This is a genomic window from Mucilaginibacter sp. L196 (assembly GCF_009765905.1).
Classification (GTDB): Bacteria; Bacteroidota; Bacteroidia; order Sphingobacteriales; family Sphingobacteriaceae; genus Mucilaginibacter.
In genome coordinates, this window is the sequence record NZ_LMUO01000015.1 from 839,855 (window position 1) to 856,153 (window position 16,299).

A 16,299-nucleotide genomic window follows, 5' to 3' on the forward strand; every position below is an offset into this window, starting at 1 on the left:
AATGATGGTGATTAAAAAAACCTTAATACTTAGTCTTTTTCTTAGCGGGATGCTATGGTCTGCCTGTAATCATAAACAGCAGTCCGTTACTACCGTGAGTAAGCCTGCGGTTACGCTTAAAAAGGCCATTTGCTGTGAGTCGGGTATTCCTAAACGTTTTGCATCTCTAGAGACGCATCAAATTGGTGTGCCCGATTTAAATCACGATAATGCCTCTCATAAAGGAATGATCTGGATAAAAACAGGGACTTTTTTAATGGGAGCCGATAACAAACAGGCCGCGCCCGACGAATATCCGAAGCATAAAGTTACCGTTGATGGTTTTTGGATGGATGCTACGGAGGTTACTAACGCCCAATTTGCCCAATTTGTGAAGGCAACAAACTATGTAACCACTGCTGAACACAAGCCGGATTGGAATGAGCTGAAAAAGCAGTTACCGCCCGGAACACCAAAACCCGATGACAGTCTATTGGTGGCGGCCTCGTTGGTTTTTGACCCACCTAAACACGTTGTTGATTTAAATGATTACAGCCAATGGTGGGCTTGGAAAAAAGGTGCTAACTGGCGCCATCCGCAGGGGCCACGCAGCAGTATTAAGGGGAAAGATAATTACCCGGTAGTGCAAATTTCGTGGTATGATGCGGTTGCCTACTCTAAATGGGCAGGCAAGCGTTTGCCTACAGAAGCGGAGTGGGAGTGGGCGGCACGTGGCGGCCTGCAAAATAATATATACCCGTGGGGAAATGAAGCCATTGATAAGGGCAAACCCAAAGCAAATACCTGGGAAGGGCATTTCCCTGATCAAAATACCCTCCGCGATAAGTTTTATGGCCTTGCTCCGGTAGCCTCGTTCCCTGCAAATGGTTATGGACTGTATGATATGGCGGGCAATGTGTGGGAGTGGTGCGCTGATAATTATGATAGTAATTACTACAATACCATAGCCAATAACCCGAATATAAAAAACCCACAAGGCCCAACTAAAAGTTATGACCCTGATGAACCTTATGCTAAGAAGCGGGTAATACGTGGCGGCTCTTTTCTGTGTAACAATAGCTACTGCTCAGGCTTTAGGGTAGCCCGGCGAATGAAAAGCTCCGAAGACAGCAGCCTGGAACATTTAGGGTTTAGATGTGTGGCGAATTAAACGCGATTAATTCATAAATTTATTGCTGAAAATAAGTTTCAGGTATGACCAAGTTAGCCCAGGCGTTTAAAGAGTTTGATAATTATAACCAGAAAGATCCCCATGTATTTACATGGGGTGATCTTTCTTATCCCCAGGAATACTTTTTAGCGCTAAAACTGTACGAATGGGTGCTGAAATTAGATCCGAATGCGGATGAAGAGCTTTTATTAGCATCGCGCAGCCAGCATATCGGTAGATGGGAAATCCCCCGTGAAACTTATCCCGATGGCAGGGAAGCCTATTTAAAATGGCGCAAAGACCTTGCATTGTTTCATGCCGAAAAAGCATCATCAATTATGCACGAAGTAGGATATGATGATGAACAAATTGCCCGTGTAAGGCAAATTCTATTAAAACAAAAGCTAAAGGTGGATGCCGATGTACAAACGATAGAAAACGCGCTCTGTTTAGTGTTTCTTGAATTTCAATATGAAGATTTCTACCCCAAACATTCGCCTGAAAAAGTGGTCAACATATTGAGAAAATCATTATTAAAAATGGATAGCCATGGCCATCAGTTTGCACTCGGTTTAAACTTTTCAGAACAAGGCCTCGCTTATATCAACGAAGCCTTAAATAACATCAAACAAAATAAATAATTAAAAATATTTACGATCAGAGAAATCGCTTTTAAGAAGCTCTTTAAAAAAAATAAACAAAGCGTCATTGCGAGGTACGAAGCAATCTCTATGCTGTACAGAGCAGCTTTGTAGGTTCAATACCTATCTAATCGCCTTGCTTATGTAGAGATTGCTTCGTGCCTTACAGCAATGACGCTTTGCTTTTGTGTTTATATAAAACAACATTGAATTATTTTAAAACAGCTTTTAAGCATTTTGTAGATGACTTTAATTTCCCCAAAATAGAATGGCCATATGCGATACCTTTCCCTAATATAGGGAAAGGAGGAGGATAGGGTCAAAACAAAGCGACAGGTTAAACCCCTACATTCACAACTGAAGCTTTCTGCTGATATGCTCCTTTATAACTATATACGGTATAACTGCAAATAAGCTGTGCTGAATATTTAGCTATAAAACAGGCAATAATTATCGGTACAAAAAGTACAAAGCCCCCTGTAACTAAGCTACAGGTTAGAAAAACAGATGTTAAAGGCCCATGTATGGCCGCGCTCAAGGCACCGGCAGCCCCCACCAACGCGAAGTTTAAAACAATAAGCTGGGTATTGAAAAAGTGATTTAACATTACGGCAAACAGCATTCCCAATATCGCGCCTACAACAATGCTTGGCGCAAATACACCGCCGTCTCCGCCTGCTCCTAATGTAAGTGAAGCTACCAGCGGTTTCAGTATAACCAATGCTGTTAATAATAGTGCTAAACCTATGGTAAACGTTTGATGGTTGATTTGATTTAATAACTCAGGTATGGCACTATAGCTATCCCCATATAATTGTGGAAAGCACATAATGGATAGCCCCACTAAAATAGCGCCAGCATTTACCCTTATAAAGTTGTTGTTGATCTTTCCAAACCGGTCTTTAAGAAAAATTACTGTTTTAGTAAAATAAACAGACACGAAACCTGCTACTATACTCAGCATGATCAAGTATGGGGCTGCATGAAAATTCCAACCCGTTACCGTAAAATTAAATAATCTATCGTGCTCGAAAAGAAATATAAAGCCCCAGGCCACTAAAGCCGAACAGGCGCAGCTAATGAAGATGGTTTTGGTGAGTTTTTTAGCGATTACTTCAATAGCAAACAAGAAACCAGCCAGCGGGCTGCCAAATAAAGTGGCGACTCCTGCAGCAACACCTGCACAAATCAGTTCCGTTTTGTAAATATTTGCAATGGTTTTCTTGTTGTGAGCGGCGGCGCCAATAGCAGCAGTTGCTACAACAGTTGATACTTCTACACCAGTAGATCCACCAAAAATTACGGTTAAAAACCCATTAAAATAATGCGAGGGAATCTTGTAAGCGGGTAATTCATCGCGTCGGTTCTCTATCGTTTGGTATATTTCTTTAATACCCTTATTGGCCTTACCCTTAAATAAATACTTTCTTAAAAAGTAGATCGCGGTAATGCCTATTGTTGGCAGGAAGACAAACAACAATGGAGTATGGGCGACTTTATGAAAGACTTCATCTTCATAAAATCCGGTTATTTTCTTTAATGAATCGGCAAGAAGCACGGAAAGAAAAGCAACAATGATGGATACAATAATTAACTTAAAATAGTGAAAGCGAATGATGGCTTTTCTCATGACATTTAATAATTGCCGCAAAACTAATATAATTGCGAGCTATTACAATCAAAATAATGTAATAAATATTGCATGTGCAATGTTTTGTTGTATTTTGTTGGCTATAATTGTATTATTGTATGTTGCTCGCAATTTTATATCGATACGAAATGATAAAAAAACAACACCTGTGCGATTTGAATACATGTTTCCTGTGTACCAGCTGTTTAAGCGACTGGAAACCCGCTATTGAATCGAATAAACAGAATATCCAGTTTAAAAAAGGACAGCAAGTATTTAAAGAAGGGGACCCTGTAACGGGTATTTACTTTGTATATGAAGGAAATATTAAAGCGCATAAGAGATGGGATAGTGAAAAGGAACTGATTGTTAGGTTTGCGAAAAAAGGAGACATTCTGGGGCATCTTGGTCTGGAAGGTGATAGGATTTATCCGGTAACGGCTACGGCGATGGAGGCGGCAACTGTTTGTTATCTGCCGATGGAATTTTTCGAGTCTTCGCTAAAAATAAATAATGGCTTCGCGATAAAACTCATGCGATTTTTTGCCAGCGAATTACAAAAATCAGAGAAAAGGATGCGCAATTTGGTGCATATGCCGGTTAAAGCACGTGTAGCGCAGGCGATCATCACCCTGAAAAATCAATTCGGTATCAATGCCGAAGGTTTTATAGATATTGAACTGGCAAGGCAAGATCTGGCCTCATTTTCAGGGGCGGCTTATGAATCGCTGTTCCGAACCATTAATGACTTTGTTGCTGAAAATATCATAACGGTTTCCGGAAAGAGTATGACCATTAAAAATGAGGATGCGCTTTTGCAGCTGATTGCCAAAAGCGAATATTAATAACGGTGACATGCTGGCTGATATTTTTCACCCTCTTTCCGGCAAGCCGGAGAGAGGGTCGAACAGCGCAGCGCATTCGGGGTGAGTCAACTGTGCGCCAGGTATTAGCGCTAATGTCACTCGTGTAGTTTACTCACCCGGTCTTTGCTTCGCTCGACCACCCTCTCTTTTGCAAGCAAAAAAGAGGGTAAAAAGCATTGAAATAAGTTCTATTTTCAGTCCAATTTACTAGCTTTTCCCAGATAAATTGGGTATATTTAAGCTCATCAGCCCTAGGATATTAATGATCTTTAACACCCTCACTACCCATATTTTAACCGTTATTTTTATTGCTACAGTTTTCCGTTCAGCCTTTGGTTTTGGCGAATCATTGATAGCCGTTCCTTTGCTTGCCCTCTGGATGCCACTGGATGTTGCGGTTCCTTTATCTGTTCTGGTATCCATAACCATTGCCGGCATTGTAGTAATACAGGATTGGGATAAAATACACCTTAAAAGTGCCGGGGGGCTTATTGGATTTACGCTTATTGGCATACCCATAGGATTGTTGTTACTGGTAAAAACAGATGAGCGGATTGTGAAAGCGGCTCTTGGTCTTGTTGTCAGCCTATTCTCTCTGTACCTTTTAACTGGCAAACAGCTTAAGGAATTAAAAAAGGATAGCCTTCCATGGCTTTTTGGGTGTGGATTGCTTTCCGGAATTTTGGGTGGGGCTTACGGAATAAATGGTCCCCCGCTGGTGGTTTACGGCGCTAAAAGGCGATGGTCGGCCCAGCATTTCCGCGCTACTGTGCAAGGGTATTTTCTTATAGCCAGCGCTGTTGGGATGATCGGTTACTGGCTAACCGGTTTATTAGTTACTGCTGTATTTCATTATTATTTGTTAAGTCTGCCGGTAATGGTTCCTGCAGTCTTTATCGGGAGGTTGATTAATAACCGTCTTAACAGCGAAAGCTTTTTCAAATATGTTTACGTTGTGCTGTTAGGCATCGGGTTATTTCTGCTTATTAAATCTATTGTAGGTTAATGATGCTTCTTTGACTGTAATAGTATTCGTTATCTGTTTCTATTTTTCCTTTTTGAACGCAGCCACAGCGATCATAAAACTCGATGATAATATATCATAATATCCTGACAATCTTTCATCACAAAGCCGCCTGATATTATAATAGTTTTGAAATATCATCCTATGCGATGCCTTTTCGCAGATGGGTGATTATAGGATATTGATTTTTCCTGTAGTCCAATTTAACCAGTTTTTATAATACAGATGAGTAATAAAGCAACCTTAGGCGTAATTATTGGCAATCGCGATTTCTTTCCTGACCGTTTGGTTTCAGAGTCACGTGCAGATCTTATTGAATTGTTCGGCAAATTAAATATCACACCGGTGATGCTTACCGAAACAGACTCCAAGCTTGGCGGAGTTGAAACATTTAAAGATGCCCAAAAATGCGCTGATCTTTTCCGCAAACATCAGGACGAGATCACAGGTATATTAGTATTGCTGCCAAACTTTGGTGATGAAAAAGGCGTTGCCGAAACCATCAAATTATCAGGATTAAATGTGCCCGTATTGATACAGGCTTATCCCGATGAACTGAGCAAACTTGATGTTGCCCGTCGCCGCGATTCATGGTGCGGTAAGATCTCGGTTTGCAATAACTTGTATCAGTATGGTATTAAATATACACTTACAAATAACCATGTAATACACCCATCAGCACCGGAGTTTACTGCCGACCTGCTGGATTTTGTGGCTGTTTGCCGTGTTGTTAAAGGTTTGCGTAAAGTGCGAATCGGCGCAGTAGGTGCCAGGCCGGGAGCATTCAATACTGTCCGCTACAGCGAAAAAATATTACAGCGCAACGGTATATCGGTAACAACGGTCGACTTATCCGAAATATTAGGAAACGCCAACAAGTTAACAAAAGATCACGCCGAGGTAAAAGCACATCTCGATAAAATACTTGCTTATACCCCCATCGGTAAAACGCCTGATGAGGCTCTGATACAAATTGCCAAACTCGACGTAGTCCTCAACCATTTTATGGAGGAAAACGCACTTGATGCCACAGCCATACAATGCTGGACTTCGCTGCAAAAAAACTATGGCTGTAACGTATGCACCAGCATGAGCATGATGAGCGAAGACATGTTGCCAAGCGCCTGTGAAGTTGATGTTACCGGCACACTAACCATGTATGCCATGCAGTTGGCATCAGGATCGCCGAGCGCACTGGTTGATTGGAATAACAATTATGCCGACGATGAGAATAAATGCGTACTGTTCCATTGTGGTAACTGGGCAAAATCATTCCTGCCTGACATCGAGATCAGTACCGCGCCAATTTTAGGGACAAGCGTTGGCGAAGAAAACACCTATGGCGCTTTATCCGGCAGGACACCGGCATCACCGTTAACCTTTGGTCGGATAAGCACCGATGATCCAAAAGGCATCATCAAAGCCTATTTTGGCGAAGGTGCATTAACCGATGATGCCTTAAACACTTTCGGTAACCGCGCTGTAGCGCAGATACCGGATCTGCAAGGCTTAATGCAATACGTTTGTCGCAATGGCTTTGAGCATCATGTGGTGATGAACGCGTCAAAAACAGCAGGCATTCTAAAAGAAGCTTTAGGTAACTACATGGGTTGGGAAATTTATAACCACGGATAAATTATGGTGATGACTGATAAGCAATTGGCAGAGCGATCAATAACCTATCGTAAAAAGATACTCAAATACATTGTGGGCGCTAAAGCCGGGCATACCGGCGGAAGCTTATCATGTATTGATATTTTAAATGTGCTATATAATGAGGTGCTAAATGTTGGTCCGCAAAACTTTACCTCGCCGGATAGGGACATATATATCCAAAGCAAGGGCCATTGTGTAGAGGCATTATATGTTGTTTTGGCCGATAAGGGTTTCTTCCCTGAAAGCGACCTGGAAACATTATGCAAATACAAATCGCACTACATAGGCCATCCTACCAAAAAAGTACACGGTGTTGAACAAAATACCGGGGCGCTTGGTCATGGTTTACCTATCGCTGCCGGAACTGCCCTGGCAGCCAAAATGGACAAAAAAAATTACCGGGTTTTTACCCTTTTAGGTGATGGCGAACTACCCGAAGGCTCAAATTGGGAAGCCGCGCTAACTGCCGCGCATTATAAGCTGGATAATTTATGCGCCATAATAGATAACAACAAATTACAAATAACCGGCACCAACGCCGAGGTATGCAATACCGACCCGATAGATGCCAAATTTGAAAGCTTTGGATGGGCAGTGCGGCATGTTGATGGTAATGATGTAAATGCTTTGAAAGAAGTTTTGTGTTCCATGCCTTTTGAAAAAGGAAAGCCAAGCCTGGTTATTGCCCATACTATAAAAGGCAAAGGGGTAAGCTTTATGGAGAATAGTGTTAAATGGCATCACGGTGTGCCCGATAAAGACCAATATGAAACAGCCATAGCCGAACTGGATATGGAAATGGCGAACGTTTAAAATAGAATTGACTTGGGAGCAGTAATTGAAAATAATACAATAAACGGCAAGCCTAACCAGGATGTGTTTTCGGCTACACTATTGGAACTGGCTGATAAAGACAGGAATATAGTGGTAGTCACCAGCGATTCCCGTGGTTCGGGTAAACTGGTAGCTTTTGGACAACAATTGCCCGGGCAGTTAGTAGAAATTGGCATTGCCGAACAAAACCTGGTTGGTGTAGCCGCGGGCCTGGCATCTGCCGGAAAAAGAACATTCGCGGTATCTCCTGCCTGCTTTTTAACAGCAAGGGCCCTGGAGCAAATCAAAAATGATGTATGTTATTCTGATAATCCTGTACGGTTGATCGGGATTAGCGCGGGAGTAAGTTACGGGGCACTGGGTTCAACACACCATAGCCTGCACGATTTTGCAGTACTGCGCACCATAAATAATATTATCATAGTAGCGCCTGCCGATAATTTTGAAACTACTGAAGCAGTAAAACTTGCCGTAAAATTGAATAAACCTTTATACCTGCGCTTTGGAAAAAAAGCCATGCCTTTGTTAACCGATGATAAGCAGAATGGCTTTGAATTTGGTAAAGGAAGGGTAATTAGAAAAGGTAGTGATGTAACTATTATAGCAACAGGCGAAACCGTTTATCCAGCCTTACAAAGTGCCGAAAAACTAATACAGCAGGGCATCAACACAACCGTGGTTAGTATGCATACGATAAAACCATTAGATGCAGAGCTAATACTGCAATTAGCGAAAGATACCGGAGCGATAGTAACAGTTGAAGAACATAGCGTAAATGGCGGTTTAGGCGAAGCTTGCGCATCGTTGTTATTGCAGAATAAATACAATAAGCCATTTAAAATAATGGGTATACCCGACGAGTACACGGTTACCGGCTCACAAACAGAAATATTTGATCATTACGGCTTATCCGCGGATGGGATCGCTCAGGCCGTTTTAAACTTATTGCAAACCTGATGTAACCCGTAAGCAACCAATTAAAACCTAATGATGAAGTACTTCAAAATATTACTGTTGGTGATGCTTGCTTTTGCGTCCTGCCAAAACCGGTCGGGGTCGGCAAAGCAAAAAAAGATAGCCATTATCGTGTCTACATTAAACAATCCCTGGTTTGTTTTTTTGGCGCAAACGGCAGCTGCACGGGCCAAAACATTGGGTTATGATTCTAAAATATTCGATTCGCAAAATAATACCGCTTTAGAAACTGATCATTTTGAGAACGCTATCGCGGATGGCTATAACGCTATTTTATTCAACCCAACAGATGCCAACGGATCAGTAGTTAACGTTCAAAAAGCAAAAAAAGCAGGGGTTCCGGTTTTCTGTATGGATAGGGAAGTTAACTCGCCCGATGCTACTTCGCAGATCTTTTCCGACAGCTATTCAGGTTGTGTAGCTCTGGCTAAAGATTTCGTACAAACGCTTAATAAAAAAGGCAATTACGTTGAGTTGTTAGGCCTAGTTGCCGATAATAATACTTGGGCACGCTCTAAAGGTTTCCATAGCCTGGTTGATTATTATCCGGGCCTGAAAATGGTAGCCCAGCAAAGTGCCGACTTCGACAGGAATAAAGGCCTCGAAGTAATGGAATCAATATTACAGGCGCATCCCAATATCGATGCCGTTTTTGCCGGTAATGATGCTATGGCCATGGGGGCTTACCAGGCCTTGGTTGCCGCAGGTAAAGCCGACCATGTAAAGGTATTTGGTTTTGATGGTGCTGAAGATGCGATACAGGCTATCAAGGATAAAAAGGTATCAGCTACCGCCATGCAATTCCCAAAAGTAATAGCGCAAGCCGCAGCCGACGATGCTGATGCCTACTTTAAAGGAAAGCGCGATTTCCCTAAAAAATTACCAGTAGCGGTTGAATTGGTTACTTACGATAATGTTAACGATTATATAGCCTACGGAAAAAAATAGCCATCATGAAAAAAGCGATAAAATACATATTGGCTATCATTTTGGTATTATTCATAGCCTCAAACTCCATCTACTTTAAAAAGCTAAGCGATGTTAAGGCATCAGCGGCAAAGCAATTTGATGCCGCGAAATATGCACGCAATTACTTAAATACCCAGCTAATACCGGCTGCAGATAAAGCGCCACAGGCCGATGATTTATTAGCCATCTTAAAAAGCAGTCCGGATACCGCGTTCAAAACTTATTCGCATGGGTTGGATATTGGTAACATCCGTTTTTTTATGGTGCAGGGGCAAGGCACGGTTACGGCTGTTGATGAAAATGATATCTATATACTCACTAAGGATAAGCAAGCCCTTAAAATTGCCATTGAATATGTTTTTGGCAATGCTTTACGCGATGCACCCGGGTTGATCAATATAAATGATTTTACCAATACGATGGACCTTAACAATATTGCTGCCGAGGTAGATAAGATAGTTAGGGCAGAAGTATTGCCACCCATAAAAAGCAAGATAAAAACAGGTGATAAACTAACTTTCGCAGGCGCTTTCGAACTAAATCAGGAACATATTAACCTGGATAAAATTGAGGTTATTCCGGCTATATTAAAGATTGATAAATAAGATGTTAGCGGCACATCATATCAGTAAAAAATTTTCAGGCGTTACCGCGCTTGATGATATTAACCTGGAACTGCCTGCCGGGAAAGTAACCGCTATTATTGGCGAGAATGGCGCGGGCAAATCTACACTGATGAAAATTCTGTCGGGTGTGTATGATGACTACGAAGGCGATGTGATCTATAAAGGCAACAAAGTTCGGTTTAAAAATCCGCGTGAAGCGCAAAATGCGGGTATTGCCATCATCCATCAGGAATTGAACCTGGTGCCTTATTTAAGTATAACCGAGAATTTATTTTTAGGCCGGGAATTAAAAAACTCCGTTGGCTTTTTGGATAAAAAGGCTATGCGTTTAAAAGCAGAAACACTGCTGCAAAAATTAAAACTATCTGTACCTGCCGATACGATTATTGCTGATTTGAAAGTGGGCCAGCAACAAGTTGTTGAGATAGCTAAGGCCCTGCTTTATGATGCCGAGGTTATTATTATGGATGAACCTACATCTGCCATCAGTGAGAGTGAGGTGGAAATATTGTATGGTATAATTACCGATCTGCGGAAAGAGAATAAAGCGGTAGTTTATATATCGCATAAGCTGAATGAGCTGTTTAAAATAGCCGACAATTATATTGTGCTGCGCGATGGCAGGACAATTGAAAGCGGTGAGATGAAAGGCATGACCCATGATGACATCATCCATAAAATGGTAGGCCGTAATATCGACATCATCCGCAATAGCAATATTGCTAAAGAAAAAAATGTATTGCTTAAAGTGGATAATCTCTGCCTGGGCAAAGCCGGAAACGCACAAAAGAACATCCTTAACAACATTTGCTTTGAGCTGTACAAAGGCGAGATACTAGGCATATTTGGACTGATGGGAGCAGGCCGGACCGAGCTGATGGAAGTACTACTTGGTTTACACCCTGACCTTACCAAAGCAACCATCACACTTGATAAAGACATCGTAAGGTTTACATCGGCAAAGGATGCTATTAAAGCAGGCATGGCGCTGGTTCCCGAAGACCGGAAAAAGGACGGCCTGATTTTAGGTCTGGATATTAAAACCAATATAAGCTTGAGTTCAATAGACCAACACGCATCTACAGGCCTGATCAAGCATGGAGCCGAGCTTACAAAAGCGCATCATTATATAAAGGCGCTGAGAATTAAAACCACGTCTGAAAAACAAACGGTTAAAAACCTGAGCGGCGGTAATCAACAAAAAGTGGTTATAGCTAAATGCCTTGCTACCAAGCCCAAAGTTTTAATGTTGGATGAACCTACCCGTGGTATTGATATTAATGCCAAAAACGAGATATATAAACTCATAAGTGAATTGGCGGCATCCGGCCTGGGTATTATCATGGTGTCATCAGAGTTACCTGAAATACTGGCTATATCCGATAGGATATTGGTAATGGCCGAAGGATGCATGACCGGAGAGTTTGAAGCCGCGAATGCTACCGAAGATAATTTATTAAAAGCAGCCATACCGAAAACCATCTAAAAAACTGGATATGATCCTATCACAATACCGTTCGCATTTGGTTAAATTTCAATCGCTCATCGCGCTGGTGCTGCTCTGCATAGGCATAGGTTTGCTGTCGGATAAGTTTTTTACTGTTGATAACGGCTGGAACGTTATGCGCCAGATATCCGTTAATATTTGTATTTCTGTTGGGATGACACTGGTTGTGTTAACCGGAGGGATAGATCTATCTGTGGGTTCAGTTTTGGCAATAGGTGGCGCAATTGCCGCGGGTTTGCTCAAGTTTGGTATCGAGATACCGTCCGGTAATTTATACATCGGGTTCACGCTTTTAGGCTCCATACTTGGCGGGCTGGTTATTGGTTCATTATTGGGGTTATTTAACGGGTGGACGATCACAAAATTTAAAGTACCGCCATTTGTGGCTACCCTGGCTATGCTTACCATCGCGCGCGGATTCACCATGTTGTACACCAAAGGCTTCCCAATATCAAATCTGGGTGACAGCTTTGCCTACATTGGTACGGGTTGGTTTATAGGTATACCTGTTCCGGTTTGGATATCGGCCGTTGTTATTGTTGTTGCGATTGTCATCACCCAAAAAACAGCACTGGGAAGATATATTTACGCTATCGGTGGCAACGAACACGCTTCCAAACTGTCGGGGATCAACATCAGCAAAGTAAAAATAATAGTATATGGCATCGCTGGGATGTTGGCCGCTGTTGGTGGCATAATAGTAACTTCAAGGCTCGACTCAGCACAACCCAACGCGGGTATGAGTTATGAATTGGATGCAATAGCCGCAGTGGTTATTGGCGGTACATCGCTTTCTGGCGGGCGCGGTACTATTATGGGCACAGTGCTTGGCGCGCTAATTATTGGTGTATTAAACAATGGTTTGGTGTTATTGAATGTATCACCATTTTGGCAACAGGTGGTTAAGGGTGGGGTGATATTGTTAGCGGTTATTATTGACAAGGCTAACTCGAAAAACGATTAAAAATATGGGTAAGCAGTATATATTGGCGATAGATCAGGGCACCAGCAGTACCAAAACTATTGTTTTTGATAATAAAGGAAATGTTATTGCGAAAGCTACCGAATCGCTTAAAACTTTTTACAACGATGGCGGATTTGTAGAACAAGACCCTGAAGAAATTTACATCAATGTGCTTGCCTCGGTTACCAATTGTTTAACCGAGTTTAAACAGGTTGGTGGCAATATTACCGATATAAAAACCTGTGGCATATCAAACCAGCGCGAAACTTTTGTGGTATGGGATGAGAACGGAACACCACTGTACAATGCCGTAGTGTGGCAATGCAAGCGTTCCATTAGCATATGTAAAGAGTTAGAGGATCGTGGGATTACAGCCGAGATCAACAGCAAAACCGGCCTCATTATCGATCCTTATTTTTCAGGTACGAAATTGATATGGCTATACGAGAACGAGCCCTTAGTAAAAACTGCTATTGACGAAGGCAAGGCCTATTTTGGCACTATTGATACATGGCTATTGTATAAACTAACCGATGGCACGCAATATTTAACCGACTATACCAACGCCTCGCGTACCTTGTTTTTTAATTTGCATACACTTACCTGGGATAAAGAATTACTGCAAAAACTTAATCTTTCAAATATCAATCTGCCGCAGTTAAAACCGTCATCAAGTAATTTTGGTGTATCAGATATTGGCGGCCTTTTCCCTCATTCAATAGTTATTGGCAGTATGATAGGCGACTCCCATGCCGCGGCTTTTGGCGAAGGTTGTTTTGATCCCGGTACTGCAAAAGCTACGCTCGGCACAGGATGTTCTATATTGATGAATATTGGTAACAAGCCCAAAGTATCCGGTAACGGCATGATCACCACTATTTGCTGGAGTATGGAAGGACGGGTTGATTATGCTTTGGAAGGTGTTATTGTATCATGCGGTGCAACTATTGAGTGGTTGAAAAGCGAACTGGGCTTATTTAAAGATAGTAAACAAACCGAGGCAATGGCAACCAGCGTTGCCGATAATAACGGCGTTTACCTGGTGCCTGCTTTTAGCGGCCTTGGCGCGCCGCACTGGGATATGAATCGCAAAGCCGAAATAAAAGGCCTAACATTCAATTGCAATAAGAATCATGTTGTACGTGCCGCGCTCGAATCCATCCCGTACCAGGTTAAGGATGTGATTGTAGCTATGGAACAGGATACCGGCATACCCTTGCAGCAACTAATGGTTAATGGTGGTATAACCTCCAATCATTTTGTATTGCAGTTTATGGCTGATCTGCTTGATCGTTACCTTATAAATCGGGGGATTGCTGATGTATCTGCCCTTGGTGCTGCCTACCTCGCAGGTTTACAGGCCGGGATATTTAAAGATCTTGATCATTTAAAACAGTTAACCGGCAACCCATTTGCCTTTTCACCTGTTGGACAAAAAGATAAAGTGCTGGCATGGTACGAGGGTTGGAAAATTGCCCTGGCACTATAAAAGGCTATCTAAATTTTTTATATAAACACAAAAAACAAGCGTCATTGCGAGGTACGAAGCAATCTCTACATAGGCAAGGCGATTACAAAGGTCTTGAATCTGCAAAACCGCTCTGTAAAGTATAGAGATTGCTTCGTACCTCGCAATGACGATAGCTTTATATTTTAGCTTGTGGTGCTGTAAAAACACCGACCACAGGTGAACAAGCAAATGCTGCTATATTAAACTTTTTCTGATCTTATATCCACTCATACCAAAGTACAATACCACTAAAAAGCATAGTAATGGTATAATATAGCCGATCTGTATCTGGTCGCCATTTAGGTCGATAACCGTTGCCATGATGTAGGGAATTACTGCCCCGCCAACTATCGACATGATGAGCCATGATGAACCGGATTTGGTATCGTCGCCAATGCCATCAATACCCAACGCGAATATAGTAGGGAACATGATCGACATGAAGAAACCTATCGCACCTAAACAATAAACAACGTAAGCCCCTTTGCCCAAAATAGCAATGGCACAAAGTAAAACCGCGATCACAGAATAAATAGATAACAGTTTATACGATTTGATAAATTGTAAAAAGAAAGTACCGATAAATCGTCCTCCCATAAAAAGGAATCCATAGATAGCCAAATAATAACCAGCCGTTTTTTCGTCGAATCCCGCGCCTTGTTTAGCCATGCGGATAAAAAAGCTGGTTACACAAACCTGTGCGCCAACATAAAAAAATTGGGCTACTACTGCCATCGACAAATGCCGGTGCCGTAAAGCGCCAAATAAACTTCCACCCGCGCTGGGCTCTTTACTCACATTTTTAACTTCAGGAAGTTTTGCAAAGAAAAACAGTACCGCTATTACTGCAAGCGTGCCAGCCAACACACCATAAGGCAGTTTTACCGACGAGGCTTCATGTAATAGGTACGCTGATCTCGATGCATCCGGCATAGCCTTTAATTGATTGGCAGTATATTCCTTACCCGATAATATGAAAATGGCCCCAACCAACGGGGCAACAAATGCTGCCAACCCATTAAAAGCCGCTGCCAGGTTTAATCGTGTTGTCGCTCCTGCCGGGTCTCCCAGTATGGCGGAGTAGGGGTTTGCCGCGGTTTCCAGAATCGCTATGCCACAGCCTAGAATAAATAAGGCACCCAAAAAACCGGTGTAGGCCATTGTATTTGCTGCTGGTATAAATAGCGCGGCACCAATAGTTGCCAATAATAAACCAATAATAATACTGTTTTTATAACCGAATTTTTTAAGCAGCATCCCCGCGGGAATAGCCATCAGAAAATAAGCCAGGAAAATAGCGGTATCAATCAGTGTGGATTGCCGGTTATTTAACTGACATGCCTTTTTTAAATGCGGTATCAGTATCCCGTCGAGGTTTTGTACCATTCCCCATAAAAAGAAGAGTGTACATATCAATATAAAAGGCAGCAGTAAAGTTTTGCCTTTTAACGAGCTTTCGGGTATTGCTTCGGTTGGTTCACGTACTATTTGCATGATGTTTTGTTACGCTTGTTTTTTAACAAGTAATAGGTGGTCGCATACCTGCACCACTTCACCGTGCTGGTTTATAATTTCCACATGTTCAGTAACGTTGCCGTATTCAGGTTTCTTTGCATCTTCTTTTGCCGAAATGACGATCTCGGAATGAATGGTATCACCAATAAAAACCGGTTTTATAAAACGCAATTTGTCATAGCCTTTCGACATTGCTTCAGGATTGATCTCTGATGCAGTTAACCCGATGCCGATACTAAATACCATGGTGCCATGCGCTATGCGTTGTTTAAATGGCTGCGTTTTGCACCACTCTGCATCCATGTGGTGCGGGAAGAAATCGCCGGTATGGCCCGCATGTACTACAAAATCAGTTTCGGTAATGGTACGGCCAAAGGTTACACGTTTATCGCCAACGGTATAACCCTCAAAAAAAGTCGATTTAAAATACAT

The 16,299-nt window shown here is 42.1% G+C and carries 15 protein-coding genes; 12 read left to right on the forward strand and 3 right to left on the reverse strand.

The window, feature by feature from the left end:
• Positions 1 to 4 precede the first annotated feature (4 nt).
• Positions 5 to 1,150: a formylglycine-generating enzyme family protein gene (locus GSQ74_RS14565; protein ID WP_158995219.1), complete on the forward strand. Its 1,146-nt coding sequence runs from the start codon at positions 5 to 7 to the stop codon at positions 1,148 to 1,150.
• Between the two features lie 44 nt (positions 1,151 to 1,194).
• Positions 1,195 to 1,791: a DUF4202 domain-containing protein gene (locus GSQ74_RS14570; RefSeq protein ID WP_158994501.1), complete on the forward strand. Its 597-nt coding sequence runs from the start codon at positions 1,195 to 1,197 to the stop codon at positions 1,789 to 1,791.
• 337 nt (positions 1,792 to 2,128) lie between these two features.
• Here the strand turns inward: GSQ74_RS14570 and GSQ74_RS14575 are convergent, their stop codons facing one another.
• On the reverse strand, positions 2,129 to 3,421 hold the full coding sequence (locus GSQ74_RS14575; RefSeq protein WP_158994503.1) for a chloride channel protein: 1,293 nt from the start codon (positions 3,419 to 3,421) through the stop codon (positions 2,129 to 2,131).
• Between the two features lie 149 nt (positions 3,422 to 3,570).
• On the opposite strand from GSQ74_RS14575, the gene GSQ74_RS14580 reads away from it, so the two are divergent.
• The 10 genes from GSQ74_RS14580 (at position 3,571) to GSQ74_RS14625 (ending at position 14,331) form a co-directional block, all read left to right on the forward strand.
• Positions 3,571 to 4,266 carry a Crp/Fnr family transcriptional regulator gene (locus GSQ74_RS14580; RefSeq protein WP_158994505.1) on the forward strand — a complete coding sequence of 232 codons (696 nt, stop codon included), beginning with the start codon at positions 3,571 to 3,573 and terminating at the stop codon, positions 4,264 to 4,266.
• Between the two features lie 283 nt (positions 4,267 to 4,549).
• A complete protein-coding gene (locus GSQ74_RS14585) occupies positions 4,550 to 5,293 on the forward strand; it encodes a sulfite exporter TauE/SafE family protein (RefSeq protein ID WP_158994507.1) in 744 nt (247 codons plus the stop codon).
• 243 nt (positions 5,294 to 5,536) lie between these two features.
• On the forward strand, positions 5,537 to 6,946 hold the full coding sequence (locus GSQ74_RS14590) for an L-fucose/L-arabinose isomerase family protein (RefSeq protein WP_158994509.1): 1,410 nt from the start codon (positions 5,537 to 5,539) through the stop codon (positions 6,944 to 6,946).
• Between the two features lie 9 nt (positions 6,947 to 6,955).
• Complete coding sequence (locus GSQ74_RS14595) at positions 6,956 to 7,780, forward strand: transketolase (RefSeq protein WP_158994511.1); 825 nt, start codon at positions 6,956 to 6,958, stop codon at positions 7,778 to 7,780.
• Between the two features lie 12 nt (positions 7,781 to 7,792).
• Positions 7,793 to 8,758, forward strand: a complete 966-nt coding sequence (locus GSQ74_RS14600) for a transketolase family protein (RefSeq protein WP_158994513.1) — start codon at positions 7,793 to 7,795, stop codon at positions 8,756 to 8,758.
• Positions 8,759 to 8,788: 30 nt separating this feature from the next.
• Positions 8,789 to 9,724, forward strand: a complete 936-nt coding sequence (locus GSQ74_RS14605; protein WP_254060893.1) for a D-ribose ABC transporter substrate-binding protein — start codon at positions 8,789 to 8,791, stop codon at positions 9,722 to 9,724.
• Between the two features lie 5 nt (positions 9,725 to 9,729).
• On the forward strand, positions 9,730 to 10,350 hold the full coding sequence (locus tag GSQ74_RS14610) for a DUF2291 domain-containing protein (RefSeq protein WP_158994515.1): 621 nt from the start codon (positions 9,730 to 9,732) through the stop codon (positions 10,348 to 10,350).
• Position 10,351: 1 nt separating this feature from the next.
• On the forward strand, positions 10,352 to 11,857 hold the full coding sequence (locus tag GSQ74_RS14615) for a sugar ABC transporter ATP-binding protein (RefSeq protein WP_158994517.1): 1,506 nt from the start codon (positions 10,352 to 10,354) through the stop codon (positions 11,855 to 11,857).
• A gap of 10 nt (positions 11,858 to 11,867) precedes the next feature.
• Complete coding sequence (locus GSQ74_RS14620) at positions 11,868 to 12,842, forward strand: ABC transporter permease (RefSeq protein ID WP_158994519.1); 975 nt, start codon at positions 11,868 to 11,870, stop codon at positions 12,840 to 12,842.
• A 4-nt stretch (positions 12,843 to 12,846) separates the two neighbouring features.
• Entirely contained in the window at positions 12,847 to 14,331 is a 1,485-nt protein-coding gene (locus GSQ74_RS14625) for a glycerol kinase GlpK (RefSeq protein ID WP_158994521.1), read from the forward strand.
• A gap of 216 nt (positions 14,332 to 14,547) precedes the next feature.
• Here the strand turns inward: GSQ74_RS14625 and fucP are convergent, their stop codons facing one another.
• Complete coding sequence (fucP, locus tag GSQ74_RS14630; protein ID WP_158994532.1) at positions 14,548 to 15,846, reverse strand: L-fucose:H+ symporter permease; 1,299 nt, start codon at positions 15,844 to 15,846, stop codon at positions 14,548 to 14,550.
• 9 nt (positions 15,847 to 15,855) lie between these two features.
• A complete protein-coding gene (locus GSQ74_RS14635) occupies positions 15,856 to 16,299 on the reverse strand; it encodes a MaoC/PaaZ C-terminal domain-containing protein (protein WP_158994534.1) in 444 nt (147 codons plus the stop codon).

Coding starts and splice junctions, on each gene's coding strand:
- fucP (WP_158994532.1), bottom strand. CDS start 15,846: ATGCAAATAGTACGTGAACCAACCGAAGCAATACCCGAAAGCTCGTTA.
- GSQ74_RS14590 (WP_158994509.1), top strand. CDS start 5,537: ATGAGTAATAAAGCAACCTTAGGCGTAATTATTGGCAATCGCGATTTC.
- GSQ74_RS14620 (WP_158994519.1), top strand. CDS start 11,868: ATGATCCTATCACAATACCGTTCGCATTTGGTTAAATTTCAATCGCTC.
- GSQ74_RS14570 (WP_158994501.1), top strand. CDS start 1,195: ATGACCAAGTTAGCCCAGGCGTTTAAAGAGTTTGATAATTATAACCAG.
- GSQ74_RS14575 (WP_158994503.1), bottom strand. CDS start 3,421: ATGAGAAAAGCCATCATTCGCTTTCACTATTTTAAGTTAATTATTGTA.
- GSQ74_RS14595 (WP_158994511.1), top strand. CDS start 6,956: ATGACTGATAAGCAATTGGCAGAGCGATCAATAACCTATCGTAAAAAG.
- GSQ74_RS14605 (WP_254060893.1), top strand. CDS start 8,789: ATGATGAAGTACTTCAAAATATTACTGTTGGTGATGCTTGCTTTTGCG.
- GSQ74_RS14635 (WP_158994534.1), bottom strand. CDS start 16,299: ATGTATTTTAAATCGACTTTTTTTGAGGGTTATACCGTTGGCGATAAA.
- GSQ74_RS14580 (WP_158994505.1), top strand. CDS start 3,571: ATGATAAAAAAACAACACCTGTGCGATTTGAATACATGTTTCCTGTGT.
- GSQ74_RS14610 (WP_158994515.1), top strand. CDS start 9,730: ATGAAAAAAGCGATAAAATACATATTGGCTATCATTTTGGTATTATTC.
- GSQ74_RS14585 (WP_158994507.1), top strand. CDS start 4,550: ATGATCTTTAACACCCTCACTACCCATATTTTAACCGTTATTTTTATT.
- GSQ74_RS14565 (WP_158995219.1), top strand. CDS start 5: ATGGTGATTAAAAAAACCTTAATACTTAGTCTTTTTCTTAGCGGGATG.
- GSQ74_RS14615 (WP_158994517.1), top strand. CDS start 10,352: ATGTTAGCGGCACATCATATCAGTAAAAAATTTTCAGGCGTTACCGCG.
- GSQ74_RS14625 (WP_158994521.1), top strand. CDS start 12,847: ATGGGTAAGCAGTATATATTGGCGATAGATCAGGGCACCAGCAGTACC.